Origin of the sequence: Bradyrhizobium sp. BR2003 (genome assembly GCF_009720285.1) — a bacterium.
Lineage (GTDB): Bacteria > Pseudomonadota > Alphaproteobacteria > Rhizobiales > Xanthobacteraceae > Bradyrhizobium > Bradyrhizobium elkanii.
In genome coordinates this window covers 1-25,519 of record NZ_SMYJ01000020.1, presented here as the reverse complement: position 1 = coordinate 25,519, position 25,519 = coordinate 1, and the positions used below count along the sequence as shown (strand labels likewise).

The 25,519-nt window shown below is 65.4% G+C and carries 26 protein-coding genes; 9 read left to right on the top strand and 17 right to left on the bottom strand.

The window, feature by feature from the left end:
- Nucleotides 1-3 precede the first annotated feature (3 nt).
- Together E2I15_RS14980 and E2I15_RS14975 are read right to left on the bottom strand one after the other, a co-directional pair.
- Nucleotides 4-861 carry a DUF1499 domain-containing protein gene (locus E2I15_RS14980; protein ID WP_137477243.1) on the bottom strand — a complete coding sequence of 286 codons (858 nt, stop codon included), beginning with the start codon at nucleotides 859-861 and terminating at the stop codon, nucleotides 4-6.
- A 244-nt stretch (nucleotides 862-1,105) separates the two neighbouring features.
- Nucleotides 1,106-2,734: a fatty-acid--CoA ligase gene (locus tag E2I15_RS14975; protein WP_069278627.1), complete on the bottom strand. Its 1,629-nt coding sequence runs from the start codon at nucleotides 2,732-2,734 to the stop codon at nucleotides 1,106-1,108.
- A gap of 76 nt (nucleotides 2,735-2,810) precedes the next feature.
- Between E2I15_RS14975 and E2I15_RS14970 the strand changes: the two genes are divergently transcribed.
- Nucleotides 2,811-3,998 (top strand): extensin family protein, encoded by a 1,188-nt coding sequence (locus E2I15_RS14970; protein ID WP_422109815.1) that lies wholly within the window; start codon nucleotides 2,811-2,813, stop codon nucleotides 3,996-3,998.
- 17 nt (nucleotides 3,999-4,015) lie between these two features.
- On the opposite strand, the gene E2I15_RS14965 is transcribed toward E2I15_RS14970, so the two are convergent.
- A complete protein-coding gene (locus E2I15_RS14965) occupies nucleotides 4,016-4,693 on the bottom strand; it encodes a L,D-transpeptidase (protein WP_018270352.1) in 678 nt (225 codons plus the stop codon).
- 337 nt (nucleotides 4,694-5,030) lie between these two features.
- Here E2I15_RS14965 and E2I15_RS14960 point away from each other — a divergent pair, with 337 nt between their 5' ends.
- Both E2I15_RS14960 and E2I15_RS14955 read left to right on the top strand, forming a co-directional pair.
- Complete coding sequence (locus E2I15_RS14960; protein WP_026192439.1) at nucleotides 5,031-6,008, top strand: magnesium transporter CorA family protein; 978 nt, start codon at nucleotides 5,031-5,033, stop codon at nucleotides 6,006-6,008.
- 130 nt (nucleotides 6,009-6,138) lie between these two features.
- A complete protein-coding gene (locus E2I15_RS14955) occupies nucleotides 6,139-6,360 on the top strand; it encodes a hypothetical protein (RefSeq protein WP_063709281.1) in 222 nt (73 codons plus the stop codon).
- Nucleotides 6,361-6,493: 133 nt separating this feature from the next.
- Here E2I15_RS14955 and E2I15_RS14950 read toward each other — a convergent pair whose 3' ends face one another.
- Nucleotides 6,494-7,246 carry an SDR family NAD(P)-dependent oxidoreductase gene (locus E2I15_RS14950; protein ID WP_018270354.1) on the bottom strand — a complete coding sequence of 251 codons (753 nt, stop codon included), beginning with the start codon at nucleotides 7,244-7,246 and terminating at the stop codon, nucleotides 6,494-6,496.
- Nucleotides 7,247-7,402: 156 nt separating this feature from the next.
- A complete protein-coding gene (pdxH, locus tag E2I15_RS14945; RefSeq protein ID WP_137477242.1) occupies nucleotides 7,403-8,044 on the bottom strand; it encodes a pyridoxamine 5'-phosphate oxidase in 642 nt (213 codons plus the stop codon).
- Between the two features lie 15 nt (nucleotides 8,045-8,059).
- Here pdxH and E2I15_RS14940 point away from each other — a divergent pair, with 15 nt between their 5' ends.
- Together E2I15_RS14940 and E2I15_RS14935 are read left to right on the top strand one after the other, a co-directional pair.
- A complete protein-coding gene (locus E2I15_RS14940; RefSeq protein ID WP_246667944.1) occupies nucleotides 8,060-8,560 on the top strand; it encodes an RT0821/Lpp0805 family surface protein in 501 nt (166 codons plus the stop codon).
- Between the two features lie 118 nt (nucleotides 8,561-8,678).
- Nucleotides 8,679-9,632, top strand: a complete 954-nt coding sequence (locus E2I15_RS14935; RefSeq protein WP_137477241.1) for a DnaJ C-terminal domain-containing protein — start codon at nucleotides 8,679-8,681, stop codon at nucleotides 9,630-9,632.
- Between the two features lie 385 nt (nucleotides 9,633-10,017).
- Here the strand turns inward: E2I15_RS14935 and E2I15_RS14930 are convergent, their stop codons facing one another.
- The gene (locus E2I15_RS14930) at nucleotides 10,018-10,782 is read right to left on the bottom strand and encodes an anti-sigma factor family protein (RefSeq protein ID WP_137477240.1); all 765 of its coding nucleotides are present in this window, start codon (nucleotides 10,780-10,782) and stop codon (nucleotides 10,018-10,020) included.
- 67 nt (nucleotides 10,783-10,849) lie between these two features.
- Nucleotides 10,850-11,338 (bottom strand): sigma-70 family RNA polymerase sigma factor, encoded by a 489-nt coding sequence (locus tag E2I15_RS14925; RefSeq protein WP_016844579.1) that lies wholly within the window; start codon nucleotides 11,336-11,338, stop codon nucleotides 10,850-10,852.
- A gap of 227 nt (nucleotides 11,339-11,565) precedes the next feature.
- Between E2I15_RS14925 and E2I15_RS14920 the strand changes: the two genes are divergently transcribed.
- The 3 genes from E2I15_RS14920 to E2I15_RS14910 all read left to right on the top strand — a co-directional run bounded on the left by E2I15_RS14920 (nucleotide 11,566) and on the right by E2I15_RS14910 (nucleotide 14,636).
- Nucleotides 11,566-12,165 (top strand): histidine phosphatase family protein, encoded by a 600-nt coding sequence (locus E2I15_RS14920; RefSeq protein ID WP_137477239.1) that lies wholly within the window; start codon nucleotides 11,566-11,568, stop codon nucleotides 12,163-12,165.
- A gap of 143 nt (nucleotides 12,166-12,308) precedes the next feature.
- Nucleotides 12,309-13,397 carry a chorismate synthase gene (gene aroC, locus E2I15_RS14915; protein WP_137477238.1) on the top strand — a complete coding sequence of 363 codons (1,089 nt, stop codon included), beginning with the start codon at nucleotides 12,309-12,311 and terminating at the stop codon, nucleotides 13,395-13,397.
- A gap of 45 nt (nucleotides 13,398-13,442) precedes the next feature.
- Nucleotides 13,443-14,636: an adenylate/guanylate cyclase domain-containing protein gene (locus tag E2I15_RS14910; protein ID WP_137477237.1), complete on the top strand. Its 1,194-nt coding sequence runs from the start codon at nucleotides 13,443-13,445 to the stop codon at nucleotides 14,634-14,636.
- Here E2I15_RS14910 and E2I15_RS14905 read toward each other — a convergent pair.
- Nucleotides 14,633-15,472 (bottom strand): hypothetical protein, encoded by an 840-nt coding sequence (locus E2I15_RS14905; protein ID WP_246729403.1) that lies wholly within the window; start codon nucleotides 15,470-15,472, stop codon nucleotides 14,633-14,635. The genes E2I15_RS14910 and E2I15_RS14905 overlap by 4 nt on opposite strands.
- A gap of 15 nt (nucleotides 15,473-15,487) precedes the next feature.
- On the bottom strand, nucleotides 15,488-15,793 hold the full coding sequence (clpS, locus tag E2I15_RS14900; RefSeq protein WP_021076758.1) for an ATP-dependent Clp protease adapter ClpS: 306 nt from the start codon (nucleotides 15,791-15,793) through the stop codon (nucleotides 15,488-15,490).
- Between the two features lie 233 nt (nucleotides 15,794-16,026).
- Here clpS and E2I15_RS14895 point away from each other — a divergent pair, with 233 nt between their 5' ends.
- Nucleotides 16,027-16,878 (top strand): DUF1194 domain-containing protein, encoded by an 852-nt coding sequence (locus E2I15_RS14895; protein ID WP_137477236.1) that lies wholly within the window; start codon nucleotides 16,027-16,029, stop codon nucleotides 16,876-16,878.
- 26 nt (nucleotides 16,879-16,904) lie between these two features.
- Here E2I15_RS14895 and E2I15_RS14890 read toward each other — a convergent pair whose 3' ends face one another.
- The 8 genes from E2I15_RS14890 to E2I15_RS14855 form a co-directional block, all read right to left on the bottom strand.
- The gene (locus E2I15_RS14890) at nucleotides 16,905-17,738 is read right to left on the bottom strand and encodes a nucleotidyltransferase domain-containing protein (RefSeq protein ID WP_137477235.1); all 834 of its coding nucleotides are present in this window, start codon (nucleotides 17,736-17,738) and stop codon (nucleotides 16,905-16,907) included.
- A 53-nt stretch (nucleotides 17,739-17,791) separates the two neighbouring features.
- On the bottom strand, nucleotides 17,792-19,033 hold the full coding sequence (locus tag E2I15_RS14885) for a class I SAM-dependent RNA methyltransferase (RefSeq protein WP_137477234.1): 1,242 nt from the start codon (nucleotides 19,031-19,033) through the stop codon (nucleotides 17,792-17,794).
- Entirely contained in the window at nucleotides 19,026-19,787 is a 762-nt protein-coding gene (locus E2I15_RS14880) for a TlyA family RNA methyltransferase (RefSeq protein WP_137477233.1), read from the bottom strand. Before E2I15_RS14880 ends, E2I15_RS14885 begins: the two co-directional genes overlap by 8 nt.
- Complete coding sequence (locus E2I15_RS14875; RefSeq protein ID WP_137477232.1) at nucleotides 19,784-20,347, bottom strand: nucleoside 2-deoxyribosyltransferase; 564 nt, start codon at nucleotides 20,345-20,347, stop codon at nucleotides 19,784-19,786. The genes E2I15_RS14880 and E2I15_RS14875 overlap by 4 nt, the downstream gene beginning before the upstream one ends.
- A 96-nt stretch (nucleotides 20,348-20,443) precedes the next feature.
- Nucleotides 20,444-22,372, bottom strand: a complete 1,929-nt coding sequence (dxs, locus tag E2I15_RS14870; RefSeq protein WP_137477231.1) for a 1-deoxy-D-xylulose-5-phosphate synthase — start codon at nucleotides 22,370-22,372, stop codon at nucleotides 20,444-20,446.
- A 583-nt stretch (nucleotides 22,373-22,955) separates the two neighbouring features.
- Nucleotides 22,956-23,207: an exodeoxyribonuclease VII small subunit gene (locus E2I15_RS14865; protein ID WP_016844565.1), complete on the bottom strand. Its 252-nt coding sequence runs from the start codon at nucleotides 23,205-23,207 to the stop codon at nucleotides 22,956-22,958.
- Nucleotides 23,208-23,335: 128 nt separating this feature from the next.
- The gene (locus tag E2I15_RS14860) at nucleotides 23,336-24,262 is read right to left on the bottom strand and encodes a histone deacetylase family protein (protein WP_137477230.1); all 927 of its coding nucleotides are present in this window, start codon (nucleotides 24,260-24,262) and stop codon (nucleotides 23,336-23,338) included.
- A gap of 158 nt (nucleotides 24,263-24,420) precedes the next feature.
- A partial coding sequence (locus E2I15_RS14855) for a bifunctional metallophosphatase/5'-nucleotidase (protein WP_196238911.1) occupies nucleotides 24,421-25,519 on the bottom strand: 1,099 nt, incomplete at its 5' end.

Here is a 25,519-nt window from a genome sequence, read left to right as displayed (position 1 = left end):
GCGCTATTTCTTCACCGTCTTCGCCGGTGGTGCCTTTGGCGCGACAGGGGCGGCCTTCTTCGCCGGCTTCGAATTGTCGTTCTCGGCGGCGGTGTTGAGGTCCTCGATCAGCTTCTTGACGCGGGCGGCGTTGCTGCCGAGATCGGCGTCGAAATAGCGCGATGCCGAGCGGATATCGACGCGGGAGTCCTCGTCGTCGGGCGTGACCCGGATCGAGACGTCCTCGCGGAAACCCATGATCGGCGTGCGCGCCACCGCCTCGATGCGGCCGATGCGGCGCGGCGGCTGCGGCGCGCGCGCGTCGATGACGAGCCATTTGCGGCGGTTCACCAGCCGCAGCGTCAGCTCATAGGCGCGGTCGACCGGGGTTTCGAGCTCGACGGTTTCGATATCGGGATAGGCCGCGCGCTGCTGCTCGGCCGAATAGAGGCCGGCATAGGCGGCAGGATTGGTGCCTTCCCCGGTGCGCAGCCGCGCCAGCGCCTCGAACCTCGGGGGGTCGATCGCGTCGGTGGTGACGTCGTAGATCCGCGGCAGCTTGCGGTACTGATAGATGAGGTAGGCCGGGTAGGCGAGGATCGCCGCGTCGATCAGCAGCGCGAGCAGGATCCGGCCCATGCCGCGGGTGCCGTTCTGCCAGATCGCGGCAAAGGCGGCCAGCCCAAGTAGGATCGACAGGCCGGCCAGGCCCAGCGCGCCGAAGAAGGTCGCCAGCGCCGGTTTGACCTCCAGGAACCCGAAGCGGACGATCAGGATCGAGACCACCACCGCGACGACGGAGAAGATGGCGAGGTTGCGCGACCAGGTGGCGAGACCGGACACGGGCTCCTGCTGGTAGGGAGCGGAAAACCTGCGCGCCATCGTCGAAAAATCTGCCGGTTGAGATGTCCTCAGGCGACCTCGGCCGCCGCGATCAGTCGTGTGAGACCACGGACCTGCGGCGAATTCAAGGGATTTGGGCTTTACCCCGAATCGCCATGGCCGGGCATAGCCGTCCGAAGCGACGGCGTCGCTTGCGCTCGCCTATGCCCCCGCCATCCATGTCTTGCCAAACGGCGAAGTCGTGGATGCCCGGGTCAAGCCCGGGCATGACGAGCGTTAGTCTTCACGCCGCGGCGGTCGGGAACGTGTAGTCCTTGAACTGGTCGCGCAGCGCCGTCTTCAGGATCTTGCCGGTCGCGGTGTGGGGGATGCCGTCGACGAAGGCGACGTCGTCGGGCATCCACCATTTGGCGATCTTGCCGTCCATGAACTTCAGGATGTCCTCGCGCGTGGCGCTCTGGCCCTGCTTGAGCTGCACGATCAGCAGCGGCCGCTCATCCCATTTGGGGTGATGGACGCCGATCACGGCGGCTTCCGCGACCGCCGGATGGCCGACCGCGAGGTTCTCGAGATCGATCGAGGATATCCACTCGCCGCCGGACTTGATCACGTCCTTGGAGCGGTCGGTGATCCGCATGTAGCCGTGCTCGTCCATCGTCGAGACGTCGCCGGTGTCGAAATAGCCGGCATCGTCGAGGATATTGCTGTCGACCCTGAAATAGGCCCTGGCGATCGCCGGGCCCGAGACCTTGAGACGGCCGAAGGTCTTGCCGTCCCACGGCAGGTCCTTGCCGGCATCGTCGGTGATCTTCATCTCGACACCGAACGGCGGATAGCCTTGGGTCTGCAGGATGTCGAGCCGCTCCTCGCCGGTGCGCTCGGTGAACGGCGGCTTCAGCGTCGCCAGCGTGCCGAGCGGGCTCATCTCGGTCATGCCCCAGGCGTGGCGCACTTGGCTGCCCATGTCGAGGAACGCCTTGATCATCGAGCGCGGCATCGCCGACCCGCCGCAGATCACCATCTGCAGGTCCGGCAGCTTGACGTTGTTGGCGGCCATGTATTGCAGCAGCATCAGCCACACCGTGGGCACGCCGGCGGTGTGCGTGACCTTCTCGGTCGACAGCAACTCGTACACCGAGGCGCCGTCGAGCTTCGGGCCCGGCATCACGAGCTTGGTGCCCATCGACGGCGCGGAGAAGGCGATGCCCCAGCTGTTGGCATGGAACAAGGGGACCACCGGAAGCATTGTGTCCGACGCGGAGGTGCCGAGCGCGTCCTTCGAGTTGGCCATCAGCGCGTGCAATACGTTGGAGCGGTGCGAATAAAGTACACCCTTGGGATCGCCCGTCGTGCCGGAGGTGTAGCACATCGCCGCCGCGGTGTTCTCGTCGAAGGTCTTCCACTCGAACTTGCCGTCGGATGCTGCGATCCAGTCCTCATAGGCGACCGCGTTCTTCAGCGTGGTCTGCGGCATGTGCGCCTTGTCGGTCAGCACCACGTAGCGCTCGACGCTCGGCAGCTGGCCTGCGATCTTCTCCAGCACCGGAACGAAGGTGAGGTCGGTGATGACGATGCGGTCCTGGGCGTGGTTGACGATCCAGGCGATCTGCTCCGGAAACAGGCGCGGATTGACCGTATGGCAGATCGCGCCGATCCCCATGATGCCGTACCAGACTTCGAGGTGGCGCCAGGTGTTCCAGGCGATGGTGGCGACGCGGTCGCCGAGCTTGATGCCGTCGCGTTCCAGGCTCTGCGAAACCTTCAGCGCGCGGGCATGGATTTGGGCATAGGTGGTGCGATGAATGGGGCCTTCGACCGACCGCGTCACGACTTCCTGCGTGCCGTGATATTTGGCGGCGTGCTCAATAATCTTGTGACACAGCAAAGGCCAATCTTGCATCAAACCAAGCATACGCAAATCCCTCCTCGATCCTCACGCATGATCCGCCGGCATCTTGGACGGCCGGCAGTAAAATCATGGAACTGACATGAACTCTAGCGCGGAGAAAGCAAGCCGAAAATGGCCTGTTGGCGCGTTTCGTCGCGGGGGCGCGGCAATGGTTACCGCCGCCGCCCTGCTGCTTTGCCTTGGCATGCAAGCAAGCCCCGCCGAGGCCGCCCGCCGCGCGCCCAGCTTTCCGTGGGACGATCTGTTCGGCACCCGGCCACAAAGGCCGCACAAGGCGGTCCGCCGCTCAGCGGTGCCGCTCCCGAAGCCGCGCCCGGCGCAGGCGCCGGCGGCAACTCACGCGCCCGCGGCAGCTCACGCGCCGGCGGCAACCGAGCCCGAGCCGCCCGCGGCCGAGAGACAGCCTCCTGCCGAGGCTGCGAGGCCCGCCGAGACGGCCAAGCCGGCCGAGCCCGCCGCGCCGCAGCTGTCGGCCTGCCGGCAGGCGCTGACCGATGAGATCGCGATCGCGCCGAGCATTCCGGATATCCACGGAGCCGGTGGGTGCGGCGGCGAGGATCTGGTGCGGCTCGAGGCGATCGTGCTGGCGGACAAACGCAAGGTCGCGGTCAAGCCCGCGGCGATCCTCCGCTGCAAGATGGCCGCTGCGGTCGCCGACTGGGTCCGCACCGATATCGCGCCGCTCGCGCAGAGCCTCGGGGGCGGGATCAGCAATCTCGACAATTTCGACTCGTTCGAATGCCGCGGCCGCAATCGGGTCGCCGGTGCGCAGCTCTCCGAGCACGGCCGCGCCAATGCGCTCGACGTGCGCGCTCTCGGCCTCGCCAACGGCAAGTCGATTTCGCTGACCGACCGCAGCGTGCCGCGGACCTTGCGCGAGACCGTGCTGCACTCGGTCTGCGCCCGCTTCTCCACGGTGCTCGGGCCGGGCTCGGACTGGTACCACGAGGACCACATCCATCTCGACCTGATCGAGCGTCGCAACAATTACCGGATCTGCCAGTGGAACGTGGACGACCCGCTGCCAGAGGTCGCGCCGCTGTTGCCGGCCGAGCGCCCCGAAGAGGCACCGCCGCGCGAAGTTGCCGCCAAATCCGACGCGTCGAAGACGGACGCATCCAGAGCTGACCAAGGCAACGCTGATCACGGCAGGGCCAGCGACGGCAAGCCGGATGCCACAAGATCACATGATGCGTCCGCGCCCGACCGCAGCGCCGAGACCAAGCCGCAGCCAACAAAAAAGCGCCGGCAAAGCCGGCGCTTTTGATCGCGATTGCGATGGGATCAGTAGGTCGTGCCGCCGCCGCCCTGCAGCGCCATCTGCGGCTTGTAGGGCGAGTCGCCGTGCTTCGGCTCCAGCACCACGACGATGGTGCCGAGCTTGACGCGGTTGTAGAGGTCGATGACGTCCTCGTTGGTCATGCGGATGCAGCCTGACGAGATCGACGCGCCGATATATTCCGGCTGGTTGGTGCCGTGGATGCGGAACAGCGTGTCCTTGCCGCCCGAATAGAGATACATCGCGCGCGAGCCCATCGGATTGTCCGGGCCCGGGGCCACGAAGGTCGGGACGCCGAGGCGCGAGATTTCGCCGGGGGTCGGGTGCCAGGCCGGCCATTCGGTCATGCTGCCGACCTTGGCGATGCCGGACCAAGCCATGGCTTCCTCGCCGACGGTGATGCCGTAGCGGATCGCCTTGCCGTCGTTCAGCACGTAATAGAGGTAATGGTTGTCGGAATCGACCACGATCGAGCCGGGGGCTTCCTTGCGGTGATACTCGACGATGGCGCGGCGGAACGGTTCCGCCACCGGCGTCTTGACGTAGGTAGTCTTGGCCAGGAGTTCCTTGTCACGCGGCTTGAAGTTCGCGGTGTTAGTTGCCTCATAGGTTGTGGCCTGCATACAGCCCGACAACATCAGGCCCGCGGCCAGAATCCCGAAGGTAACTTTGAGCGACGACATGATTACATTCCAATCGAAAATCCGCGCCCGAAAGCGCCACTATTACGCCCCAAACGCCACGATTCCATGAGGGCAGTATTGCTGAAACCCGCCATTATTCCCAGAGTTTAGATGCCTTTCCCGCATCGCGGGACGCTGTCTGTGGCTTTTTTGCCGCAACTGTTCTGGCGCCGGGTTGGTTTTTGTGCAAACAGGCAACGGTCGACGAGTCGGCGCCACGTCACTGCCGTCTGGCCGCCACAAGTATGGATGCCCGGTTAATGCCCCGGTCATGAAGCGCCCCCCAGAATCGCGCTAAGTCGGCGGGTCCTGCCAGCCCTGTTTCGTGGAGTTCGTGATGCTGTCGGTGTTCGTTCCGTCCGAGTTTTCGCTCAAGAAGGCCACCGCGACCGACCTCGGCGCGCTGCCCGAGGGAGCGGTCTGGGTCGATCTGGTGAATCCGACCGTGGAGGAGGACCGGGCGGTCGAGAAGCTCGCGGGGATCGCGGTGCCGACCCGGGAAGACATGCAGGAGATCGAGATCTCCAGCCGACTCTATATCGAGAACAGCGCGCGCTACATGACCGCGACGCTGATGTGCCAATCCGACACCGACATGCCGCGCACCACGGCGGTCACCTTCATCCTGACCAGCCATCGCCTGGTCACGGTACGCTACGACTTGCCGAAACCGTTCGCGTTGGTCGAGAACAAGCTGGCGCGCGCCTGTGCTCCCGGTATCACCGGCGAGCAGGTGCTGATGGAACTGCTGGACGCTGTGATCGACCGTTGCGCCGATCTCCTGGAGCGCTGCGGGGCCGATATCGACCAGGTGTCCCACGACATCTTCGAGCCGGAGAGCGAGCGCCACGGCCACGCCAAGCAATATTCGCAGATCCTGATCGCGATCGGCCGCAAGGGCGACCTGACCTCCAAGGTTCGCGAAAGCCTGGTCTCGATCGGCCGCCTCGTCACCTTCCTCTCCGCGGTGGTCGAGGGCGTGAAATGGTCCAAGGACATGCGCGAGCAGCTCAAGACCATGCAGCGTGACGTGGCCTCACTGACTGACCACGCCTCCTATCTCTCCAACAAGATCACCTTCGTGCTCGACGCCATGCTCGGCGTGGTCAATCTGGAACAGAACAACATCATCAAGCTGTTCTCGGTGATGGCGGTGGTGCTGATGCCGCCGACGCTGATCGCCTCGATCTACGGCATGAATTTCAAGATCATGCCGGAACTCGAATGGGTGCACGGCTATCCGATGGCGCTGGTGATGATGCTGATTGCGGCCGTTGTGCCGTACTGGATCTTCAAGTGGAAGAAGTGGCTTTAAGCCGGTTCCACACGTCGCGTTTTGGGACGCGTTTTCTGCCTTATTTCCTCTCCTAAAATTTGAGCGTTGCGCTGAACGTTTGGGCGAAACTTGTCTGCGATAACGCCCGCCTCGAAGCCGGAGGACAGCAATGGTTGAGAAGATCATAACGCCACGGCGTAACGTCATCGACTTTGCGCGCTATCAACAGGACCGCGCAGCAGGCAAGGTGCAGGCGATCTCGCCGAGACTTTGCCGTTACTGTGGCGCTGCGTTGCTGGATGGCGAGGACGAAGACGAATGCTCCAGCGCGCTGAACGACGTCGCGCTGCGGCAGCCCGAGAAGAAGTCGCGTCGGTTCTACGCAGACTAGAGGCCGAAGCCTCGGAGGCAGAAGCCTCGTTTGCGTTTGTTACGCCTGCAAGTGAAGCAATCCCAATGACGGCCGCGGCGGCGGCCGGGATCGCCTCAAAACTTCCTTCCCCGAAATACGGCTCTTCCCAAGCTCAGACGTGCTGACCACCGTTGATGTGGATCTCCGCACCGTTCACGTAAGAGCTGGTCTCCGTGCAGAGAACGTAGATGATCTTGGCGACCTCGTCCGGCGTGCCGAGGCGATGCATCGGGATCTGCTGGTCGACGATCTTCTCGGTACCCGGCGACAGGATCGAGGTATCGATCTCGCCCGGCGCGATCGCGTTGACGCGGACGCCGACGCGGCCGAAGTCCGATGCCATCTCGCGCGTCAGCGCCGCGAGCGCGGCCTTCGACGTCGCGTAGGCCGCGCCGGCAAACGGATGCACGCGCGAGCCCGCGATCGAGGTGACGTTCACCACCGCGCCCTTGGCGTGTTTCAACTCCTCGATCAGCCCGCGCGCGATCATGATCGGCGCGAAGAAGTTGACGTGGAAAACGTGGGTCCAGGTCTCGATGTCGGTGTCCATGGTGCCGAGCCGGCCGCCGCCGGCAGCCTTCGGCGAGATCGCGGCGTTGTTGACCAGCGCGTGCAGTTCATCGTTCTCGAGCCGCCTGCGGATCTCGGAGATCGCGCGCACGGTGTCGTCATGGCTGCCGAGATCGACCTCGATGTGGTCTTCCGGCCCGGCGCCCCACGGGCAGACCTCGGGAAACGCATGCCGCGACAGGGTGATGACGCGCCAGCCGGCGGACGAGAAGCGGATCGCGGTGGCATGGCCGATGCCGCGGCTTGCGCCGGTCAGGAGCAGCGTGCGCCGCGGTGCATTGGATGGGTGGGGCATCGACGGTTTCTTTCGTTTTCGTCATGCGCGGCGTCGTGCCGGGCATCCACGCCTTCGAACGACTTGGGATGACTTGGGATCAAGACGTCGATGGCCGGGGTCATCTTACACGAAGGCACGCTTCGCGCTTTCGCCCGGCCATGACGGTCGCAGTTTTCAGGGATAGAGCCGCACCTTCGACCAGGCGCTGGCGGCGCCGTCGCGGCGGAATTCGATGCGGTCGTGCAGGCGGTAGGGGCGGTCGTGCCAGAACTCGAAGCGTTGCGGCGTGATCCGCCAGCCGCTCCAGCCCGGCGGCCGCGGCACCTCGCCGATGACGTATTTCGCACCGGTCTTGGCGATCGCCTGTTCGAAGGCGAAGCGGCTCTCCAGCGGCTGCGATTGCTTGCTGGCCCAGGCGCCGATCTGCGCCTGCTTCGGCCTCGTGGCGAAATAGGCATCGGCCTCGGCATCGGTCACCGGAGTGACCGGTCCGCGGATGCGCACCTGGCGGCGCAGCGATTTCCAGTGAAAGAGTAAAGCGGCTTTAGGATTTGCGGCCAATTCGCGGCCCTTGGCGCTCGCAATGTGGCTGTAGAACACGAAGCCGTCGGCATCGAAGCCCTTCATCAGCACCATCCGCACGTCGGGCAGGCCGTCGGGGTCGACGGTCGCAAGCGCCATCGCGTTCGGATCGTTCGGCTCGGACTTGACCGCCTCCGCAAACCATTCGGCGAACAGGGCGAACGGCTCCTCCGCCGCGGTGAAATCACCCGATGTTAACGGTGTCGGGTGTTTGATGGAGGTCGTGTCGGTCATGTCAGGAGTCCCGATTTGCATCCGCCCGCGTCTGAAAGCGCGTTACTGGCCCTATATAGGGCATGGGGGCGCGTTGGCCTATCGGCGATCCATCCCGCAGGCGCGGTGGTGACATTGATCCTGATCGGCGTCGGCGCAAGCGGCTGCAGCCTGTCGCGCAGCGACGCCTTCGCCAAGCTGGACGACAAGGATGTGACTGGCTCGATCAGCCCGACCCAGGTCAACGCGGTGATGCCGACCGACAGCGACCTCGCGTTCGCCCGCAATGCGGCCTCCGACGTGCTGACCAAGGGCGACAAGGATTCCAGCCAGCCCTGGGAAAATCCTGAAACCGGCGCGCGCGGCTCGGTGACGCCGCTGGCCCAGGCCTATTCGGGCGAGGACGGCAAGACGTGCCGGGATTTCCTTGCCAGCTACGTCAATGGAGCCACCGAGAGCTGGCTGCAGGGGGCCGCGTGCAAGGCTGGACAAGGGCGGTGGGAAATCCATAGCCTGACGCCTTGGAGAAAATCCTGAGAATTCCGGCGAAGCCGGACTAGTTGCAAAAATGCCACTGAGCTCCCACATAAAGGCAAAGTGGGCCCGGACGGGTTCCCGGCCAGGATTGATTTTTCCCGTGAAGGAGACGTGACGGATGCGCGACCCCTATGAGGTCTTGGGGGTGCAGCGGAGCGCCAGCGCTGCGACGATCAAGAGCGCCTATCGCAAGCTCGCCAAGAAGCATCACCCTGATAACAACAAGAACGACCCGAAGGCGGCGGCCCGCTTTGCGGAGATCAACACGGCCAACGAGATCGTCGGCGACGAGGACAAGCGTAAGCAGTTCGACCGCGGCGAAATCGATGCCGAAGGCAAGCCGCGCTTCCAGGGCTTCCCTGGCGGCGGCGCCGGCGGCCGTGCCGGTCCGGGCGGCTTTGAGTACAGTTTCCGCTCTGGGCCCGGCGGCGGCATGGGCGGCGGCAGCTTCGAGGACATCCTCAACAGCATGTTCGGCAATGCCGCTCGCGGCGGCGGCCGTGCGGGCCGGGCCAGTCCGTTCGAGTTTGACGGCGGCGGGGTCGGCGTCGACCTCGATCTTTCGGTCGCCATGACGGTGTCGCTGGAGGAATCGATCAGGGGCGGCGACAAGCGCGTCCGCCTGCCGACCGGCCGCGAGCTCAACGTCAAGATTCCGCCCGGGGTCGCTGCGGGCCAGCAGATCCGGCTGAAGGGGCAGGGCGAGACCGCGCAAGGTCATCCGCCCGGCGATCTCCTGATCACGATCTCGATCGCGCCGCACCCGTTCTTCAAGGTCGACGGCAACGATCTTCGGATCGACCTGCCCATCACCCTCTACGAGGCGGTGCTGGGCGGCAAGGTCCGCGTGCCGACGCTCGGCAGCGCGGTCGAACTGTCGATCCCGAAGAACACCTCGAGCGGCCGTACTTTCCGCCTCAAGGGCAAGGGGCTGTCGAAGGCGGGCGCGACCGGCGACCTCTATGTCACGACCCGCATCATCCTTCCGGACGGGAACGATGCCGAGCTTGAGGCATTGATGCAGACGTGGCGGGAGCGAAATCCCTACAATCCGCGCAGCGATCTCGGCTGACCGCCGAGAGCGCGCCCCAAAGACGCGAAGACGCGAAACTGCAACTACCCCGGAGTCTATCGGGGTAGACGCGGGCATTGCGAGCGCGTCACAAAGGATAACGGGCCGTCCGAGGTCTGCGGCGTGCAGATCGGATGACGAAAAAGGAGTGCGGCCTCGAGAGGGGGACCAGCGCGGTACACAAAACCCCAATCGAGGCCGCGTGCGCCGATCGGCGGATCGAGCGCAGATCATCTTCGCGTGAGCATCCGGTACGACAATGAGACGCGTCCATGACGCGAATCGAAATTTTCAATGTCGGAATTGGGACACTGAGTGAGGCTGGATTCACTTACTCGAAACGGCACAATTTCGCCGAGGTAATCTCCCGTAAAATTACGGAAGGTCAGCCGCCGCTCTGCTCCATCTGATCGTAGACGGCCTGCGCGACCTGGGTCAGCCGCGTGCGATCGGTGCCGCCGCTGACGACATAGGCGACGCCTCGATCGGCCCAGAACAGCGCGCCGTCGCTGCCCTGCACGGCGTAACGCATCTGGGTCGCCTCGGTCTTCACCTTGGCGGTATAGACCGTGAAGCGCTCACCCGACGTGCTCTCATACATCAGGAACGATGCCGGGCCGCTCGGTCCGGGCAGCAGGCGGCCGCCGACCAGCTTCAGCCCGGTGAGCTCCGGTGCGCGGACGTCCCAGCCGCAGCGCTTGGTCAGCCATTGCTGCAGGTGGTCGCGCTCGCTGCCGGGCACCTCGACGGGATGGCGGACCTCGACCACGTAGAGCCGATGCGCATCGAGTGCATCGACCGTGAAGCTCTGGAAGGTCGACGGCGTCGCCGAGACGCCGCGCGCCATCCAGCCGGCGCCGCCGCCGGCGACGAAGGCCACGACCGTCGCCGCCACCGCGCCATAGACCCAGCGGCGCGGCTGACGCACCAGCCGCTCGAGCTCGAGCCGTTTCGGCACCGCTTCGTCCAGCACGGTGTCGTAGCGTGCATGCAGCGTCTCGGCCATCGCACGCCATGACTGCACCCGCGCCGCGTCGTCAGGATGCGCGGCAAGCCACGCCTCGACATCACCGCGGCGTTCGGCCGGCAGCTCGTTGTCGACGTAAGCGTGCAGCTCGTCTTCGGTGACGGGAATGTTCGGGTCGGTCATATCAGTCGTCTCTGCCAAATCTTGTTCGAAAATGGTTCATGCATAACGCCGGCCATCGCGCACATTATCATTTCACCCGCCGGAGCGCCGGACGCTGGCCCTCGATCGAGGCCCGGACATGGGCGCGGGCGCGGGCGAGGCGGGACATCACCGTGCCGATCGGCACGCCCTGGATGTCGGCGACCTCGCGGTAGCTCATGCCCTCCAGCATGACGAGCAGCAGCACCGAGCGTTGCTCCTCGACCAGCGTCGACAGCGCGCGCTCGATGTCGCGTCCTTCGGCCTCGGTGCCGCTGGCGTCGGCATTGTTGTCGAGCAGCGGCACGAACGCCGGCCGCCGGGCCAGCGAACGCCGGCGATTCTTGTTCAGATTGGTCAGGATCGTGTAGAGCCAGCTCCTGACGTCGCCGCCGAGAAACAGCCGCTCCGAGCGCAGCGCCCGCACCAGCGTGTCCTGCACCAGATCGTCGGCGATATCCGTGTCACGCGCCAGCGCGCGCGCATAGCGACGCAGCGCCGGTATCATGGCTTCGACACTTTGACGAAACGCGGTCATGCATCCCAGTCTTCGATGGTCTCGGCGATAGCCGCCTTGTCCAACATAACACCCTGGCGGCGTGGCTATTCCGTCTGCGTCGATCTGCGCGCATACCGCCCAAGCTGCGGCCGATTTGGGCTTGTCGCCAGCCGAAGTGCTGGTGTACCTCCGGGCCGAAAAAATTCGAAGCGTGGAAGTCTTGAGACGGCCGACATCTCGCTCAGCAGGGACCAGCCGTTACGGGAATGCCGGTGCCGACGATCTATTACATCCGCCACGGCGAGACCGCGTGGAACGCCGAAGGCCGGCTCCAGGGCGTGCAGGACATCGCCCTCAACGAGCGCGGCCGCGCCCAGGCCGCGCATGCCGGGCGCATCCTCGCCGATCTCCTGGCGCGCGACGGCCGTGACCAGACGACGCTGCCGTTCGTCGCGAGCCCGCTGATCCGGGCGCGCGCCACCATGGAGCTGGTGCGCGCCGAGCTCGGCCTGCCGTCCGGCGACTACGCCCTCGACGCGCGGCTGCGCGAGATCGGCTACGGGACGTGGGAGGGCTCGACCTTGGCGCAGGCGCAGGCCGCGGACCCCGTGCTGTATGCCCGCCGCCTGGCCGAGAAGTGGACGGTGGCGCCGGCCGGCGGCGAGAGCTATGTCGACGTCCAGGTGCGGATGACCGACTGGTATCGCTCGGTGACGGCAGACACGGTCGCGGTTGCGCATGGCGGCACGGCGCGGGCGCTGATGGTGGCGCTCGGCTTCGAGACCCCGGCCTCGGCCGCCGAGCTCTATATCGAGCAAGGGGCGGTCTATGTGTTCGGCGAGCAGGGGCTGCGGAAGCATGGTTAAGGGCGCCGGTGTCCCCGCCCGTCATTCCGGGGCGATGCGGAGCATCGAACCCGGAATCTCGAGATTCCGGGTTCGCCCTTCGGGCGCCCCGGAATGACGGACGCGAAGTTTGACCCCGCTGCCTCTGCGCGTTACGACACGCCATGTCCTTCAATACTTTCGGCCATATGTTCCGCGTCACGACCTTCGGCGAGAGCCATGGGGTCGCGATCGGCTGCGTTGTCGACGGCTGCCCGCCGCTGATCCCCCTGACCGTGGAGGAGATCCAGCACGACCTCGACCGCCGCCGTCCCGGTCAGTCCCGCTTCACCACCCAGCGCCAGGAGCCGGATGCGGTGAAGATCCTGTCCGGCGTGATGGCGCATCCGGAGAGCGGGGTGCAGGTGACGACCGGCACGCCGATCGCGCTTTTGATCGAGAACACCGATCAGCGTTCGAAGGATTATTCCGAGATCAAGGACAAGTTCCGCCCCGGCCACGCCGACTTCACCTATGAAGCGAAATACAGCCTGCGCGACTATCGCGGCGGCGGACGCTCCTCCGCGCGCGAGACCGCGACCCGCGTCGCGGCCGGAGCGATCGCGCGCAAGGTCCTGCCCGAGGTGAAGGTGCGCGGCGCGCTGGTGCAGATGGGGCCGCACAAGATCGACCGCGAGAAGTGGGACTGGGACGAGGTCGCCAACAACCCGTTCTTCTGTCCCGACAAGGACAAGGCGGGGTTCTTCGAAAGCTATCTCGACGGCATCAGGAAGAGCGGCTCCTCGATCGGCGCCGTCATCGAGGTCACAGCCGAGGGCGTGCCGGCCGGGCTCGGCGCGCCGATCTACGCCAAACTCGACAGCGACCTGGCGGCGGCGATGATGAGCATCAACGCGGTCAAGGGCGTCGAGATCGGCGCCGGGTTCGGCGCCGCCGAATTGTCGGGCGAGGAGAACGCCGACGAAATGCGGACCGGCAACAACGGAACGCGTTTCCTGTCCAACCATGCCGGCGGCGTCCTCGGCGGCATCTCGACCGGCCAACCGGTGGTGGTGCGCTTTGCGGTCAAGCCGACGTCCTCGATCCTGACCACGCGCCGGACCGTGGACCGCAAGGGTGCCGATACCGACATTCTCACCAAGGGCCGCCACGACCCCTGCGTCGGCATCCGGGCGGTGCCGGTCGGCGAGGCCATGATGGCCTGCGTGCTGGCCGATCATTTTCTGCGCGACCGCGGGCAGACCGGGCGCTGATCCCTTATATAGTGGCGGTCGCCAGACCGCCCTTGGGGGAATGCCATGAACGCGTCGGAGCTTCGGGACATCATCGAGTGGATGATCGGCGGCGCGCGGTCGGCGCCGACCCCGCCGCAGATGATGGCGGAATGCTGCGAACGGCTGGTGCGGGCCGGATTGCCGCTGTGGCGCATCGGCGTCTTCGTGCGCACGCTGCATCCGGAGATCTATGGCCGCCATTTCTTCTGGAAGCCCGGCGCCGAGGTCGAAACCGGCACCGTCGATCACAACATCCTGGACTCCCCGGAATTTGCCGTCAGCCCGCTGTCGACCGTCTTCAGGCAGGGCGTTGAAGTCCGCGCGCGGCTCGACGATCCCGCAAGCGCCCGGTTTCCGATCGTCGTGGACCTGCAGGCCGAGGGCGTCACCGACTACATCGCCGTGCCGCTGGTCTATACCGACGGCTTCGTCAATGCCTCGAGCTGGACCACCAGGCAGCCGGGCGGCTTCACCGACGAGCAGCTCGACGCGATCCGGTCGATCGCCGTGCCATTGGCGCGCTATATCGAGATCATCACCCTGCGCCGCACCGCCTCGCTCTTGCTCGACACCTATGTCGGCAACCGGGCCGGCGAGCGCATCATGGGCGGGCAGATCCGGCGCGGCCATGCCGATACGATGGATGCGGCGATCTGGCTGTCCGACCTGCGCGGCTTCACCGCGCTGTCGGACCGCCTGCCGGCCGAGACGGTGGTGGAGATCCTCAACCTCTATTTCGATTGCCAGGTCAGCGCGATCCGCGACCATGGCGGCGAGGTGCTCAAATTCATGGGCGATGGCCTGCTCGCGGTCTTCCCGATCGACGAATATCTCGGCGACGAGGTGCAGGTCTGCTCACGCGTGCTGGAAGCCGCGCGCGCGTCCCGCGCCGGCGTCGAGGCGCTGCAATTCGCCAATGGCGATGCCGTCGAGCGTTTTCGTTTCGGCCTCGCGCTGCATCTCGGGCGCGTGCTCTACGGCAATATCGGTGGCGGCAATCGGCTCGACTTCACCTGCATCGGTCCGGCGGTCAATCTCGCCGCGCGGCTGGAGAAGATCGCCGGCCGTCTCGGCCGCACCGTGGTGGCCTCGGAGCGCTTCGCCGGCATCAGCGACGGCGGCTGGAGCGATCTCGGCGAGTTTCCGATCGCGGGATTCGCCAAGGCCGAACGAGTCTATGGCCTGTTCGACGAGGCGCCGGTCGCTGCTGCGAGCTAGCCGCCGCGGGCGTAAGACTGCTTCAGGCCGAGGGTCAGGATCGACAGCGTGATCCACAGCCGCAGCATTGCGAAGCTGAAGATGAAGACGACGTAGACCAGGTTCTTGAGCGGCTGCCCCACCATCGCGATCTGCCAGAAGTGCCAGATCGCGGTGCGAAGCAACCCTTGCCCGTAGCCGAGCGCAACATTGATCGCGCCCAGCACGAGTACAGCGGCGCCAAGCCAGAGCCCGTGCCGCCCAAAATCCTTGACGGCCGCAAACAGCGCGACGCGACCGCCATTGCCTTCCGCATTGACGATGATCAGCAGCACCAGCGCCGCGATCGCGGCACTCCAAAAGCGCCCGAGATCGGCGCCCTGATCGAACGCCATGCCATCGAGACCCCACAGTAGGTGCGGTGCAAACGACGAGAAACCGATCGCGGCAGTGGCGAGTGTCGCGACGATTATCACGAGCACGATCCGCCACAGGATCGACAGTGACAGCCTGATCTGCTCGCCCAGCGTCAGTTCGCCGAGCGATGATTGGCCTCCGGCAGCCTGGATCGAGTCCCGCGCAGTAGCGAAAAAGGCGAGCAGCACGCAGATGTCGGCTAGCGCCAGGGCGGGCACGATCAGGCCGGGCTTGCCGAAGCCGACGATCCGTATCGCCGTCGCCATGATGAGCCAGGGCAGGGCGGGCAACGGGCGAAACGGCCCGAACGAGGTTTCCGGGCGAGTCTTCCGCAGGGACAATTGTTGGCGCAGCGCGACGGACATGCCGCGTCGGTACCATGCGATCCCTAAAGCACCGGTCGCCGCGATCGCTAAAATTCGTGGCAAGGCCCGCGGCAATCTGGCGCCGGCGCGCTATTCCTCGGGCTCGGTGGTGAACAGCAGCGGATAGCCCTTGGCGCGGCCGGCGTCGGTGGCACGCGTCGCCTTGGTCTCGGCGACGTCCCTGGTGAACACAGCGACGACGCAGACGCCGCGCTGGTGCGCGGTCAGCATCACCTTGTAGGCCTGGTCGTCGGTCATGCGAAATTCACCCTTCAGCACGGTGACGACGAATTCGCGCGGCGTATAGTCGTCGTTGACCAGGATCACCTTGTGCAGGCGCGGCCGCTCGACCTTGGTCTTTGTCCTGGTTTTCGGCTTGACGACGGTATCTGGCATCGCACTCCCTCGCGATTGCTCCGTAAGAATACCGTCTTCCGCCGCGCCTTGGAACCGTTCGATTTGCACGGCGTCATTGCGGCAACGGTACGGCGCGCGTCGCCGCATTCGAGACAAGCGAGGTCCGACTTGAGTGTGGACGTCTAACCTGAATGTGAAGGACAGCTGATATCTGCGCTTTTCGCCGCCTGAATTGCGTGTCACCATGACACTCATACGACGGGAGGGCCGCAATGCGCTGGTATGTCTCGATCGGAGCGGTGCTTGTCGCGGGCATGCTGGCCAGCGGCGATGTGGCCGGTGTTGCCGCGCCCGGCCCGGGAACCCAGCCCGGCCATCGCCTGGCTGAAAAGGAATCCACTCCGAGCGTCGACATCGAGTTGATCATCGCGGTCGACGTCTCCTATTCGATGGACATGGACGAGCTTGCGATCCAGCGCGAGGGCTACGCGCAGGCCATCGTTTCCAAGGATTTCCTGCAGGCGCTGAAGGCAGGTCCGAACGGCAAGATCTCGATCACCTATTTCGAATGGGCCGCCTCCAACGATCAGAAGATCATCATCCCCTGGCGGGTGATCGACGGCCCTGAATCCGCCGATGCGGTCGCCGCCGAGATCATGAAGACGCCGGTGCGCCGCGCCTCGCGGACCTCGATCTCCGGCGCGATCTATTTCGCGATTCCGATGTTCGACGAGAATCCGCATCGCGGCCTGCGCCGCGTGATCGATATTTCCGGCGACGGGCCCAACAACAACGGCTCGCCGATCACGCCCGCGCGCGATGCGGCGCTCGACAAGGGTATCGTCATCAACGGCCTGCCGATCATGGTGAAGGAACCGTCCTACTCGACGATGGATATCGAAAATCTCGACTATTACTACGAGGACTGCGTGATCGGCGGACCGGGCTCCTTCGTGGTGACGATCAAGGATCGTGAGAAGTTCAAGGAGGCGATCCGCACCAAGCTGCTGCTCGAAGTCGCCGGCCGCACCCCGGAGCGCCCGATCATGCGGACCGCCGATAAGGAGCCGCGGGTCAATTGCCTGATCGGCGAGAAGATCTGGCAGGATCGCTGGGGGCGGTAGCGATCATGTCGATCTCGTAGACGGTTCTAACTCACCCTACAGATCTTCTGGAGGTCACTCTCCAGCACGCGCAGCATCTGCAACGCGGCGGCGTGCTCGGTCGCGCCGATCTGCCGCCAGACCTCCGTGGCACGGCCAGCGAGGTCGCGAACCGTCACCGGAAAATTCGCTGCCTGCGCCAGCGCGCCCTTTTCGTTGATCGGATACGCCCCGTTCAGCGCAAAGAGCACCTGCGCGATGCAGGCCAGCGCGCGATAGGCGCAGCCGGCGATATGCGTGCCGTCGCCGCGCGGCAGGGCAAGCTCGGCATTCTCGATGCTGAACAGCACTTCCCATTGAAAACGCCGCACCAACGCATCGCGGAGGGCCGGCGGGTAGGGCGCGGTCCTCGCCTTCAGCGCCGCGACGAGGCCGTCGGGATCGTGCAGCGCACGGCACAGCGCGACCTCGCCCATCCAGATCGCCGAGCAGAAGCCGTGCGGATGGCCCGGCTGGTAGTGCATGCTGATCTCGCCGTTCCGGCAAGCGTCGATGACAGCAGAGACCTGATCGATGCTGCGGTAGAGCAGGTCGACCTTGCGGCCGCCGATCGTGAGCCAGGCACCGCCGACGATCCACGGTCCCCATTCGCCGACCGGCGTGACATGCGCAACAGCTGGATCGTCGACCAGACCCGTTACAGCTTCGCGGAGCCGATCGATATCCGGCACGGCGTCATCCCGATAGTAGAGGCCGACATCCGTATCGGAGGCGTCATGCGCCGTGCCGCGCGCACGTGAGCCGCCGAGCACGATGGCGGCAACGCCCGGTACGGCGGCGACAACGGGAATGATGCGTGCGAGCAGCGGATCGTCGGACATGCAGCGCAGACTATAGCGAGACTGCCGCGATCAGCGATAGCCGCAGCGTCTTGTCAACGCGCGAACCGCGCCGCCAGCTCGACATGCGCCGTGTGGCGGAACTGATCGACCGGCGTGACGGCTGCGATCTTGTAGCCGCCGTCGATCAGGATTTTCGCGTCGCGCGCGAACGTTGCGGCGTTGCAGGACACCGCTACGATCACCGGCACCTTGCTCGCCGCCAGCTGAGTGACCTGCGCCTGCGCGCCCTGCCGCGGCGGATCGAACACGACCGCGTCATAGTCGCGCAATTCCTGCGGCATCAGGGGGCGGCGGAACAGGTCGCGCGGCTCGGCCTTGAGCGGCTTCAGCCCCGGCGTCGTTTGTGCGGCCTTCTGCAGCGCCGCGATAGCGCCGGCATCGCTGTCGAAGGCCGCGATGCGCGCCTTCTCCGCGAGGCGCAGCGCGAACGGACCGACGCCGCAAAACAGGTCGGCGATATGCTTGGCGCGTCCGCAATGCTCGCGAACCAGCGCGGCCAGCGTCTCCTCGCCCTTGACGGTCGGCTGCAGGAACGAGCCGGGCGGCAGCACGACCTTCGCCTTTCCGATTGCAATCTCGGGGGAGCCGCGCTGCAGCACCAGCTCGCCGTGCCGTGTCAGCCGCGCCAGCCGGTGCCTCTCCGCGACGCGCGACAAAGTGGTGATCAGGCTGGTGGGCAGCGCGCCGGAGCCGCGCACGTCGACGTCGAGGCCGTTGACGGTTGCGGTCACTTGGATGTCGAGCGGCTTGCCGATCGCGATCAGGGGCTCGGCCGTGGCCCAGGCCGCCTCGAGCGCGCCATCGAGCGCCGGATCGAGGATCGGGCAGCGATCGACCGGGACGATGTCGTGCGAACCTGCCGCGGCGTAGCCGACCTTGAGGACCTCATGGGTGCCCATGCGCCCGTGCAGCGTGATGCGGCGACGGCCCGCGCCGTGGGCGTCGATCAGCGCTGTGACGTCCGCCGCAATCTTCGCCTGCGCCAGCGTCTCGACCACGATGTTGCGCTTCCAGGCGCGGTAGGGCGCGTCGCTCCAGTGCTGGATCGCGCAGCCGCCGCAGACCCCGAAATGCGGACAGAACGGCGCGATGCGCTCGGGGCTTTCCTGCGCGACCCGCAGCAGCCGCCGCCGGTCGGGATGGTTGCCCGGGACGCCGTCGACCTCGACCGTTTCGCCGGTCAGCGCATAAGGCACAAAGATCGATTGCGATCCCTCGATCGCGACGCCGTCGCCGCGGTGGCCGACATGGTCGATGGTAAGAAGCTCAGCCACGGCGCGCGCCGAGGAAGAATTCGATATTGCCGTCGCCGCCCGGGATCGAGGACGGGAACACCTGAATGTCGGTGCAGCCCTGCGAGGCGGCAAAGGCGGCGATATCGTCGCAGATCTCCTGGTGCACCATCGCGTTGCGGATGACGCCGCGCTTGGAGTGTTTGCGCGCCGCCTCGAACTGCGGCTTGATCAGCGCCAAAAGACGCATCGGGGCTGCCGCCAGCGACAGCGCCACCGGCAGCACCAGCTTCAGCGAGATGAAGCTGACGTCGATCACCACGATGTCGGGTCGCGCCGGCAGGCGCTTGCCCTCGAAACTCCTGATGTCGGTCGCCTCCATGGAGACGATCTTCGGATGTCCTTGCAGCGAGGGATGCAGCTGGCCGTGGCCGACATCGATGGCGAACACGAGGCTTGCGCCGTTGGCGAGCAGCACTTCGGTAAAGCCGCCGGTCGAGGCGCCGACATCGAGGCAGACATGGCCCTCGACGTCGATCGGATAGTGCTCGAGCGCGCCGGCGAGCTTGACGCCGCCGCGCGAGACATAGGGATGCGCCGGCTCGGCCGAGAGGGCCGCGCCCGGTGCGACGATCTCGGACGCCTTCGCGATCTGCTTGCCGTCGGCGGTGACGAGGCCGGCGTCGATGGCGGCGCGCGCCCGCGCCCGGCTTTCGAACAGGCCGCGTTCCACCAGCAGCACGTCGATACGCTTGCCGGCGGATGCGTTGTTGTCGTTGTCGCCCGCTGTGGTCACTTCGCCGCCTGCCGGCGCTGCGCGGCGGCGAGCCGCACGCAGGCCTCGAAGGAGGTGAGGTCGTGCCAGAGGTTGGCCGACGGCTCGCGCGGGGTCACCAGCGGGCTGCCGTGCAGGTCGAGCGCGTGCATCATCATCAGATTGTCCGGTAATCCAAACTCTTCCACCGTCAGCCCTTCCGCATCGATCAGGCGTCCGTCGGATGCCGGCACGACCTGACTGAGCCGCGCCACGCGATTGGCGTAGGACGTGGGATCGTTGGAATAGGCGAGGCACAGTTTGCCGCGTCCCGCCATGTAGCCGAGTTCGTAAACCGTGCCTGCGTCGGCACTGGGGCCGCGAAACGGCGTCAAGTTGGCGATGATGGCGTCGGCAGACTCCATCATCGCCTCGTTGCTCTTGAAGATTGTGAGTGAGGCGCCGGCGGCGGTGGGATCGATGCTGTTGTCGAGCGGATACAGCCCGCTCAGCCCGTGATAGGCGCAAACCTCCGCCTTACGGCGGCCGATCTCCACGGCATCCGGCAGGAACACGTCAGGACCTGCCAGATAGATCTTCATGGACGTGCCGGGGCTAGTGCGTTTTCGAGCGAGATTCTAGAGCTTCGGTTCTGATTCAATCAGAACCGAAAATGCTCCGAGCGCCGCCCGTAGCGATCAGGCGAGCTTGACGGTCTCGGTCTTGTAGTCCTTGCCGAGGGTCTCGAACACCTTGGCAACGATGCTCTTGGCGTCGAGACCGGCGCGGGCATACATCGCCGCCGGCGTGTCGTGGTCGAGGAACACGTCGGGCAGGATCATCGAGCGGAACTTGAGCATGCCGCTGTCGAGCATGGCGTTGTCCGACAGGAACTGCATGACATGCGAGCCGAAGCCGCCGATCGAGCCTTCCTCAATCGTGATCAGGATATCGTGGTCGCGGGCGAGCTTCATGATCATCTCTTCGTCGAGCGGCTTCATGAAGCGCGCGTCGGCGATCGTGGCGGAGAGGCCGTGGGCGGCGAGCTCGTCGGCCGCCTTCTCGCACTCGGCGAGACGGGTGCCGAACGACAGCAGCGCGACCTTCTTGCCCTCGCGGATGATGCGGCCCTTGCCGACTTCCAGGGCAACGCCGACTTCCGGCATCTCGATGCCGCGGCCTTCGCCGCGCGGATAGCGCAGCGCGCTCGGACGATCGTTGATCGCAACCTGCGTCGCCACCATGTGGACCAGTTCCGCCTCGTCGGCGGCGGCCATGATCACCATGTTCGGCAGACAGCCGAGATAAGCATTGTCGAACGAACCCGCGTGCGTCGCGCCGTCGGCGCCGACCAGGCCGGCGCGGTCGATCGCGAAGCGGACCGGAAGGCTCTGGATCGCGACGTCATGGACCACCTGGTCATAGCCGCGCTGCAGGAAGGTCGAGTAGATCGCGCAGAACGGCTTGTAGCCTTCGGTGGCGAGGCCGGCGGCGAAGGTCACCGCGTGCTGTTCGGCGATGCCGACGTCGAACGTGCGGTCCGGGAACGCCTTGTTGAAGATGTCGACGCCGGTGCCCGACGGCATTGCCGCGGTGATGGCGACGATCCTATCGTCCTTCTCGGCTTCCTTGACGAGGCTCTGGCCGAACACGTTCTGGTAGGCCGGCGCATTCGGCTTAGCCTTGGCCTGGGTGCCGGTCGCGACGTCGAACTTGACCACGGCGTGGTACTTGTCGGCGGAAGCTTCGGCGGGACCGTAGCCCTTGCCCTTCTGGGTCACGACGTGAACCAGGATCGGGCCGGTCTCCATGTCACGGACGTTCTTCAGCACCGGCAGCAGATGGTCGAGATTGTGACCGTCGATCGGGCCGACATAGTAGAAGCCGAGCTCTTCGAACAGCGTGCCGCCGTCCATCATGAAGCCGCGCGAATATTCCTCGACGCGGTTGGCGCGGTTGGCGAGGATCTTGGGCAGGCGCTTGTTGATCTGCTTGGCGGCCTCGCGCAGCGAGCGGTAGGTCTTGCCCGAGTAGAGGCGCGACAGATAGGCGCTCATCGCGCCGACCGGCGGGGCGATCGACATGTCGTTGTCGTTGAGGATCACGATCAGGCGCGAGTTCATCGCGCCGGCGTTGTTCATCGCCTCATAGGCCATGCCCGCCGACATCGCGCCGTCACCGATCACGGCGATAACGTTGTTCGTGCCGCCAGAGAGATCGCGCGCCACGGCCATGCCGAGGCCGGCCGAAATCGAGGTCGAGGAGTGCGCGGCGCCGAACGGATCGTAGTCGCTCTCGGTGCGCTTGGTGAAGCCGGAGAGGCCGCCGCCGGTGCGCAGCGTGCGGATGCGGTCGCGGCGTCCGGTCAGGATCTTGTGCGGATAGGCCTGGTGGCCGACGTCCCAGATCAGGCGGTCGCGCGGGGTGTCGAAGATGTAGTGGATGGCGGTGGTCAGTTCGACCACGCCGAGGCCGGCGCCGAAATGGCCGCCGGTCACCGACACCGCGTCGATGGTTTCCTGGCGAAGCTCGTCGGCAACCTGCCGCACCTGCTCGACCTTCAGCTTGCGCAGGTCATCCGGCGTGTGAATAGTGTCAAGAAGCGGCGTCTTACTAAATGTGGTCACAGCGAATTTCCAATTTTTGCCTGTCGGAACGAACCGCCCGACGCGAGATGGGATGGCGCGCACACCGCGCAGCGAATGCCAGACACTGGGTGCCGCCCCGGCAGGCCGGTGCCTGGTTGTAAGCCTAGATTCACTCCGGATTGGACCACGTGATATGCATCACCTTGGTCGCTCTTCACCCGTCCCGGTTCAGTTTTGTCGAACCATTTGAGATGCTTGCCGCCCGAAAAAGTCGGGCCGCCCGCCACCTTCAAATGCCCATAGAACTGGAAGCATTACACCAAAGCTGTAGCCAAAGCCAACCCGATAGGGGGTGCAGGGTTCCTATGCGTTGTCTTGAAAAACCTAGACTTTTCAATGCTTGGAGCCAACCCGGGTTCCAATAACGCCCTTTTTAGCGGCAGCCGGCCGGTACGGAGCGGGCCGATTCGCGCGCCGCGCCGATCGCCGCGGTCACTCCGCGGCGTGATGGATTGCTGGAAATAAACAGCAACAATTGCCCGCCGGGGCGGGCATTCAGTCGCATGATCGTGGTGGCTGGCGCCCGGAGCCTACTCCGTTTCGATGGAATCGGAGCGGGGCTCTACTGCACGTCGAGCGGCTCGGTCCCGGTCGGCTGGCCCGAGGCGTCGGTGGTGATTTTGTCGACGCGGGCTTCGGCCTGGCGCAGCAATTCCTCGCAGCGCCGCTTCAGCGCCTCGCCGCGCTCGTAGATCGCGACCGATTCCTCAAGCGGGACCTTGCCGTCCTCTAGCCGCTTGACGATCGTTTCGAGTTCCTCGATCGCGCGTTCAAAGGAGAGCTTCTTCACGTCGGCTTGGGTGTTGTCGGCCATTCTTTGCGTTCCCGATTGCGTGGATCAGATCGCAACCTGATCTTGTCGTCCAAACATGACCTGTCGCAGGCCATGCTCGCCCCGGCGCAGAATCAATCGAATTTTTGCGGGCGTATTGTGGCGGGGATTTACCCGCCCATCAATGCGGTGACGTGAGGTGCTACCGACTCTTTCAGGCCCTGCAGGTCGTAGCCGCCTTCCAGAACGGAGACGACGCGGCCGCCGGCGCTCCTGTCGGCGAGATCCATCAGCTTGCGCGTGACCCAGCCGAAATCCTCGCCCGTCAGGTTGATCGAGGCCAAGGGATCGCGGTGATGCGCGTCGAAGCCGGCCGAGATGACGATGAGTTCGGGGGAGAACTTCTCGAGCTGCGGCAGGATCAGGTTTTCGAAAGCGGAGCGGAACTTGGCGCCGCCGTCGCCGGGCGCCAGCGGCGCGTTGACGACGGTGTCATGCTCGCCGCGCTCGCCGGCGGCCCCAGTGCCGGGGAACAGCGGCATCTGGTGCGTCGAGCAATACATCACGGTCGGGTCGGCCCAGAAGATATCCTGCGTGCCGTTGCCGTGATGGACGTCGAAATCGATGATCGCGGCACGCTTGATGCCGTATTTGCGCTGCGCGTGGCGTGCGGCGATCGCGGCATTGTCGAAGAAGCAGAAGCCCATCGGCGTCGACTTCTCGGCGTGGTGCCCGGGCGGGCGCACCGCGACGAAGGCGTTTTGATGCTTGCCCTCCATCACCGCATCGGTGGCGGCCACCGCGCCGCCGACGCCGCGCATCACCGCTTCCCAGGTGCCCGGCGACATCGAGGTGTCGCCGTCGATATAGATCATGCCCGAGGTCGGCGCGATGTGGCGGAGTTCACTGACATAGTGCTCGCCGTGACAGAGCAGCACGATGTCGAGGTCTCCTTCCGGCGCGGAATCGCGCACCAGCGCCTTGAAGCGATCCTCGCCAAGCACCTCGGCGACCGCCCGCAGCCGGTCGGGGCGTTCGGGATGTCCGGGAGGGGTCAGGTGGTCGAGACAGGCGGAATGCGTCAGAAGCAGTGTCATGCAAATTCCCGGCGCAATGGATGCGCGTGCGAGGACGCATGATCCGGAAAAGTGCGCAGCGGTTTTCCGAACAAGATCATGCAAGAGCAGGCCCTAATCTAGGCCGTTAGCGGCGTTCCGGAAAGGGCCGCGTGCCATGACGAAGACGAGTTTGCGGCTCAATTGATCCGCTCGATCCGCTTGCCTGCCGTCGGGCCCACCGGGCTGTTGGCCTTGAAGTAGGCATAGAGCGCATCGACGTCGTAGATGCCGAACTGCTGCGCGGTTCCTTGCTTGAACACCGTGAAGCCGTCGCCGCCCTCGGCGAGATAATTGTTCACCGTGACGCGGTAGCTCGCGGCCGGGTCGATCGGTTTGCCGTCCAGCGACATCCGTGCGGCGATGATGCGCGCGCCGTCGCCCTTGCTCGCATCCCACGCATAGGAGAACCCCTTCGAGACCTGGAGGGCGCGCGGCCGCTTCGGATCGGCCCATTGCTGCTCCAGCGCGTCCTTGAGCTGCTTGCCGGTCAGCGTCATCGTCACGAGTTGGTTGCGGAACGGCTGGCTGGCGAAGATATCGGCATAGGTCACCGCGCCGTCCTCGCGCTTGACGATGTCGGTGCGCACGCCGCCGGGATTGGTGAAGGCGATCACCGCGCCGCCATTCGGCTCAGCGTTGGTTGCAAGCAGCTGTGCATCGGCGACGATATCGCCAAGCGGGCTCTCGCCCGTCTCGCTCGGCGTGCGCGACAATGTTTCGGTGACCGAGCCTGCCGCGCGGCTCGCGATCGGTGCGGCCAGCCGGTCGTAGGATTCCAGCAGCGCGCTCTGCTCGGGATCCTTGGCTGTACCGGCGATCCGCACGATGGTGTTGGCGGCCCTGGCGCTGATCACGTCATGGCTGTTCGGATCGAGCCGAAGATCGATCGCGGTAATCAGGGTACCGTATTTGTCGCCGGAGGTGACGAGCCGCCCGTCGATCTCGCAGACATAGGCCTGGTGGGTGTGGCCGGAGATCACGACGTCGACCGCGCGATCGAACTTCTTGACGATGTCGACGATCGGCCCGGAGATCCCTGGACATTCATTATAGTCGCCGGTCGGAAAGCCGCCTTCGTGGATCAGCACCACGATCGCCTCGACGCCCTTCGCCTTCAGCTCGGGGACCAGCGCATTGACGGTCTCGGCCTCGTCGCGGAAATCGAGGCTCGCGACGCCGGCCGGCGACACCAGGTTCGGGGTGTTCTTCAGCGTCAGTCCGATGAAGGCCACTGGA

Bases quoted from the DNA above. Each gene is read 5' to 3' on its own strand.
- E2I15_RS14860 (WP_137477230.1), bottom strand. From the start codon at position 24,262: ATGACACTGCTTCTGACGCATTCCGCCTGTCTCGACCACCTGACCCCT.
- E2I15_RS14875 (WP_137477232.1), bottom strand. From the start codon at position 20,347: ATGAAGATCTATCTGGCAGGTCCTGACGTGTTCCTGCCGGATGCCGTG.
- E2I15_RS14910 (WP_137477237.1), top strand. From the start codon at position 13,443: ATGAACGCGTCGGAGCTTCGGGACATCATCGAGTGGATGATCGGCGGC.
- E2I15_RS14950 (WP_018270354.1), bottom strand. From the start codon at position 7,246: ATGCCCCACCCATCCAATGCACCGCGGCGCACGCTGCTCCTGACCGGC.
- E2I15_RS14925 (WP_016844579.1), bottom strand. From the start codon at position 11,338: ATGACCGCGTTTCGTCAAAGTGTCGAAGCCATGATACCGGCGCTGCGT.
- E2I15_RS14865 (WP_016844565.1), bottom strand. From the start codon at position 23,207: ATGGCCGACAACACCCAAGCCGACGTGAAGAAGCTCTCCTTTGAACGC.
- E2I15_RS14895 (WP_137477236.1), top strand. From the start codon at position 16,027: ATGCGCTGGTATGTCTCGATCGGAGCGGTGCTTGTCGCGGGCATGCTG.
- E2I15_RS14960 (WP_026192439.1), top strand. From the start codon at position 5,031: ATGCTGTCGGTGTTCGTTCCGTCCGAGTTTTCGCTCAAGAAGGCCACC.
- E2I15_RS14930 (WP_137477240.1), bottom strand. From the start codon at position 10,782: ATGACCGACCCGAACATTCCCGTCACCGAAGACGAGCTGCACGCTTAC.
- E2I15_RS14980 (WP_137477243.1), bottom strand. From the start codon at position 861: ATGGCGCGCAGGTTTTCCGCTCCCTACCAGCAGGAGCCCGTGTCCGGT.
- E2I15_RS14890 (WP_137477235.1), bottom strand. From the start codon at position 17,738: ATGTCCGACGATCCGCTGCTCGCACGCATCATTCCCGTTGTCGCCGCC.
- E2I15_RS14935 (WP_137477241.1), top strand. From the start codon at position 8,679: ATGCGCGACCCCTATGAGGTCTTGGGGGTGCAGCGGAGCGCCAGCGCT.
- E2I15_RS14975 (WP_069278627.1), bottom strand. From the start codon at position 2,734: ATGCTTGGTTTGATGCAAGATTGGCCTTTGCTGTGTCACAAGATTATT.
- E2I15_RS14970 (WP_422109815.1), top strand. From the start codon at position 2,811: ATGAACTCTAGCGCGGAGAAAGCAAGCCGAAAATGGCCTGTTGGCGCG.
- clpS (WP_021076758.1), bottom strand. From the start codon at position 15,793: ATGCCAGATACCGTCGTCAAGCCGAAAACCAGGACAAAGACCAAGGTC.
- E2I15_RS14920 (WP_137477239.1), top strand. From the start codon at position 11,566: ATGCCGGTGCCGACGATCTATTACATCCGCCACGGCGAGACCGCGTGG.
- pdxH (WP_137477242.1), bottom strand. From the start codon at position 8,044: ATGACCGACACGACCTCCATCAAACACCCGACACCGTTAACATCGGGT.
- E2I15_RS14955 (WP_063709281.1), top strand. From the start codon at position 6,139: ATGGTTGAGAAGATCATAACGCCACGGCGTAACGTCATCGACTTTGCG.
- E2I15_RS14965 (WP_018270352.1), bottom strand. From the start codon at position 4,693: ATGTCGTCGCTCAAAGTTACCTTCGGGATTCTGGCCGCGGGCCTGATG.
- aroC (WP_137477238.1), top strand. From the start codon at position 12,309: ATGTCCTTCAATACTTTCGGCCATATGTTCCGCGTCACGACCTTCGGC.